General features: G+C 45.4%; 5 protein-coding genes. 4 read left to right on the forward strand and 1 reads right to left on the reverse strand.

What is annotated here, in order from left to right:
• The 4 genes from AC805_RS24790 to AC805_RS15255 all read left to right on the forward strand — a co-directional run.
• On the forward strand, nucleotides 1-164 hold a 164-nt coding region (locus tag AC805_RS24790; protein WP_156341418.1), incomplete at its 5' end, for a zinc ribbon domain-containing protein.
• 98 nt (nucleotides 165-262) lie between these two features.
• Nucleotides 263-2,062, forward strand: a complete 1,800-nt coding sequence (locus tag AC805_RS15245; protein WP_055076212.1) for an ABC transporter ATP-binding protein — start codon at nucleotides 263-265, stop codon at nucleotides 2,060-2,062.
• Nucleotides 2,063-2,124: 62 nt separating this feature from the next.
• A complete protein-coding gene (locus AC805_RS15250; RefSeq protein ID WP_055076213.1) occupies nucleotides 2,125-2,700 on the forward strand; it encodes a Uma2 family endonuclease in 576 nt (191 codons plus the stop codon).
• 5 nt (nucleotides 2,701-2,705) lie between these two features.
• Nucleotides 2,706-3,155, forward strand: a complete 450-nt coding sequence (locus AC805_RS15255) for a DUF29 domain-containing protein (protein WP_055076214.1) — start codon at nucleotides 2,706-2,708, stop codon at nucleotides 3,153-3,155.
• Nucleotides 3,156-3,179: 24 nt separating this feature from the next.
• On the opposite strand, the gene gshA is transcribed toward AC805_RS15255, so the two are convergent.
• Complete coding sequence (gene gshA, locus AC805_RS15260) at nucleotides 3,180-4,325, reverse strand: glutamate--cysteine ligase (protein ID WP_055076215.1); 1,146 nt, start codon at nucleotides 4,323-4,325, stop codon at nucleotides 3,180-3,182.
• Nucleotides 4,326-4,636: the final 311 nt, after the last annotated feature.

A 4,636-nucleotide genomic window follows, 5' to 3' on the forward strand; every position in this document is an offset into this window, starting at 1 on the left:
AGTGGGATTGCCCTAAGTGCGGTACATATCACGATAGAGATGTGAATGCGGCAAAAAATATTTTGGCGGCAGGACTTGCCGTGTCAGTCTGTGGAGCGACTGTAAGACCTGAAGAGAGTAAATCTCGGAAGGCTGGTGCTATGAAGCAGAAACCTAAGTCGTGAGTCTTAGGAATCCCCGTCGCTTCAGCGCGGGGTGGATGTCAAAATAATGAGTAATTCTGCCAGCTCATAATCTAGCTTATAATCCCAGCTTATAATTTATGTCACAATCTCCCGCTTTAGCCCAAGATTCAGTCCAGAATGAAGATTTATTGCTCTCAGTGCGTGACTTACAAGTTACCTTTCGTGGCGATGAGGGGCTGGTCAAGGCTGTCAAGAATATTTCCTTCGATCTCGCTCAAGGTCAGACCCTTGGCATCGTCGGTGAGTCTGGCTCTGGCAAATCGGCGACGGCTTTAGCGATTATGGGGTTGTTAGGAGAGTCGGGCAAGATTCACGGAGAAGTAATATTTCGACCAAGCGGTGAATCACCCGTCGATCTGGTCAAAGTATCGCCCCAGAAAATGCTGCAATATCGAGGCGATCGCATATCGATGGTATTTCAGGAGCCGATGACATCGCTCAATCCTCTATTCACCTGCGGCTATCAGGTGATCGAAGCAATTCAACTGCATCAAAAAGTCTCCGCAGCGGAAGCAAAGACCCGCACGATCCAGCTTTTTCAGGAGGTGCAATTACCCAATCCCGAACAATTAATTGAACGCTATCCCCACGAGCTTTCGGGCGGACAATTGCAGCGAGTGATGATTGCCATGGCGATTTCCTGTAATCCGCAGTTAATTATTGCTGATGAGCCGACAACAGCGCTAGATGTGACTGTCCAAGCGACAATTCTAGATCTGCTCAAGGAAATTCAGCGATCGCGCCAGATGTCGATGATCTTTATTACCCATGATTTGGGGCTTTTAGGGGCGATCGCGGATCGGGCGATCGTCATGAACCAAGGGGAAGTTGTGGAAATGGGAGCAACGGCGGCGATCTTCCAAAATCCCCAACATCCCTATACCAAGGGTTTAATTGCTTGTCGTCCTCAGCCCGACCGCCAATTGCGCCTGCTGCCAACCGTTAGTGACTTTATGGAAATGCAGAACGGACAGATGGTGGAGAAAGAACTTACCGCTCGGTACTTGGAAGTCGTTTCCCCTGAAGAAATTGCCGCCCATCTATTGGAATTACAGAAGCATGAGCCGATCCTCTCCGTCCGCAACCTGAGAATTGAGTTCCCCATTCGCAATATTTTAGGGCTAAAAAAACGCTATCTAGTGGCGGTCAATAACATTAGCTTTGATGTCTACCGTGGTGAAACTCTTGGACTGGTTGGGGAGTCGGGTTGTGGTAAAACGACTACGGGTAGAGCAATTCTCGGTTTAGCTAATGGGCTGATGGGTTCTGTTAAGTTTGAAGGACGAGAAATCTCGCGATTGCGGGGGGGAGACTTACAAAGATTGCGCGGCGATCTGCAAGTAGTGTTTCAAGATCCCTTTGGTTCGCTCAATCCAAGGATGAGTGTGGGTGATGCGATCGCTGAACCATTAATCGTTCACAGCCATCAAGAGCGCTTTGACCGCTATCGGCATGTTGATGCGAGAAAAGAAAGAGTTGCCTATCTATTAGAGCGGGTGGGTCTGTCCAAAAGTGCTATGCGCCGCTATCCCCATGAGTTTTCTGGTGGTCAACGTCAGCGGATTTGCATCGCCAGAGCCTTGGCTCTCAATCCTAAATTAATTATTGCCGACGAACCTGTTTCCGCCTTGGATGTGTCCGTACAGGCTCAAGTTCTCAATTTATTTAAAGAACTGCAAGCGGAATTTGGGTTGACCTATATTTTTATATCCCACGATCTCGGAGTCGTCAAATTTATGAGCGATCGCATTATGGTGATGAACAAAGGCGAAATCGTCGAGCTAGACACCGCCGAGGCGATCTATAGCAATCCCCAACAGCCTTATACCCAAAAGTTAATCAGTGCTATTCCCAAAGCTTTAGTTTTATCTCCCTAAAATTCCATTGCGTAGGGGTGCGAAACGCCTCTACGCAATACTCTCAAATTAAGAAGGTAATTATGCTAACTCTCACAAAAAAATATTCTCTTACAGAGTACTTCGATCGCGAAATTCTTTCGGAAACTAGAAATGAATACATTGATGGAGAAATCAACCCGATGACTGGTGGTACACCAACACACAATACCCTTGTTGTTAATTTACTATCTCTGTTACATTTCGCTTTACCAAGTCCCTATCGAGTTTTTGTCACCGATCAGCGTCTTTGGATTCCCGATCGCAAAATAGCTACATATCCTGATGTGATGGTTATAGCTGAGCCATTGGAATATCAAGAAGGACGAAAAGATACATTAGTCAATCCGATTTTGATTGCCGAAATTCTATCGCCATCCACTGCAAGCTACGACCGAATTGGCAAATTTGCATCCTATCGAAATATTCCCTCTTTTAAGGAATATTTGCTGATTTCTCAAGATCGCCAGTATGTCGAACATTTTTACAAAGAAGGCGATCGCTGGATATTCACTGCCTATGAGAACGATGCAGCTATTTCCCTAGCATCCTTTGAAGTAGCGATCGCCACTTCAGTTTTGTATAAACGCATTAACTTGGAATTAGAAACTTTGGAGTAAAAGCAATGACACAAGTTGTAAATTCACTATACGAACAAGATATTTTACTCTGGGTAGAAGAAACAGTTGCCAAACTCAGAGCGCATGATTTTGAAAATTTAGATTTGGAGAATTTGATTGGAGAGGTAGAGTCTTTGGGGATTTCGCAGAAAAAAGAATTAATTAGTCGTTTAATCACATTGTTAGAAAATCTACTCAAGCGTTTGTATGTCAATATTCCCTACGACTACAATGGCTGGGAACGCACAATTCGTAATCAACGTAATGAACTTCAGGTTTTGCTCAAACAAGTCCCCAGCCTCAAAACTCGTTGGGATGAGAGTTTTGCTGATGCGTGGGAAATTGCTCTCAAAACTGTGCGTGAAGAATATCGAGAAGTTGAATTTCCCGATCGATGGAAATTTTCAAGGGATTGGCAGATAATGCTGAGCGAGAGATTTTGGGAAACAGAATAGAGAGCGCAAAGCACTCTCTATTCTCTAGGACAATAACAAAGCTTCTGCTAATTCCTTATCCATTTGTTCGGCAGAGGCGATCGCATCGGTCATGATTTGGCGAGGACTCAGCCCATTGTGATAAGCAGCTAACCAGCGTTGGGCTTCATTACCCTGTTCGAGAATCTTTTTTAAGGGTGACAAGAAGCACCATACACCGTTATCTTTAGCACGCGATCGCAGTTCTTCGTATTGGTTAGAAATCCATTCTCTTGCAGTAATTTGTTCTCCTGTTTGCCAATGCGTCAAAACTGCATCAAGGCTGCTAGTCGCTGTGGCAACTTCATTGCGATCGGCGATATCTGCGAGTTCATCGGGTGTGAACTTGGTCGCATGGGGCGCGAGGGGATCGAGCGACGAACCGATGCCAGCTTCCAGAAACTGATTGAGGCGCATTTCTAAAAGAGCCGAGATAGATAGTAAGGCGACGGGGTCGATGACTAGATCGGAAATTCTTAATTCTAAACGGTTGAGATTGTAAGGGCGATTATCGCCATTAGGACGTACTGACGACCAGAGGTGGCGGACATTCTGCATTGTGCCCAATTCTAATTGTTGTTCTGTCCATTCCACAAAGTGGCGGTGACTTCGGAATAGGGGGACTAATTTCGGCGTTTTCGGAAACATTTGCCAACGGGACGAATGAAATCCTGTTGCTTTCCCGTTGAGAAAGGGAGATGCGGCGCTAAGGGCGAGGTATAGTGGGGCTTCGAGGCGAATGAGTCGGCAAGCGGCTATTAATAACTCTAGATCGGCAATGCCAACATTAATATGAATGCTTGCGGTGACTACATCCGTACCATAGGTTTCCTCGATATAGGTATGGTAAGGATTTTGAGGATCGGAACGATAGAAGCGATCCACCCCGCCTAAAGCCAGAGTACTTCCAGGCATAAGGGTATAATCCCCAAGCGATCGCAAATAACTGCGTAATTTTTGACGGGGTTCTACTAGAGCCATTAATAATGGCTCGTATTTATGAAAGGGTGGCGTAATATATTCAACGTTGCGGCTATCTGGTTCGCGGACAAACCCATGAAGATTTGCCACAATGCGATCGGAAAAGCCCACCACATCCCCCGTTGGTGTAGAGGTGTATATTTCTACTTCAAAGCCTTTTGATAAAAGCACGGGAGGTTTCCTTTTGCTATAGACAATATTACTAGCCTACCTTGCAATGCGATCGCTTTAAAGATGCCTTTGGGTATATGACCGAGGATATAAGCTCCAAGGGACAAGGTGGCGATTCGCATAGCCTATTGTCCCTTGAGCTAATACCAATTCCCAAAATGGCAACGCCATTTTGGGAATTAAAAACTTTACTGTGTTTGGTTTTTATAGATAATTCAAATAAAAACTACAGCTTCGACTTCGCTCAGCTAGCTTACACCGAGGGCTGAGCGAAGTCGAAGCCCGTCTACAAGTTATTTAAAACAACTATA

This window comes from Pseudanabaena sp. 'Roaring Creek' (assembly GCF_001402795.1).
Classification (GTDB): domain Bacteria; phylum Cyanobacteriota; class Cyanobacteriia; order Pseudanabaenales; family Pseudanabaenaceae; genus Pseudanabaena.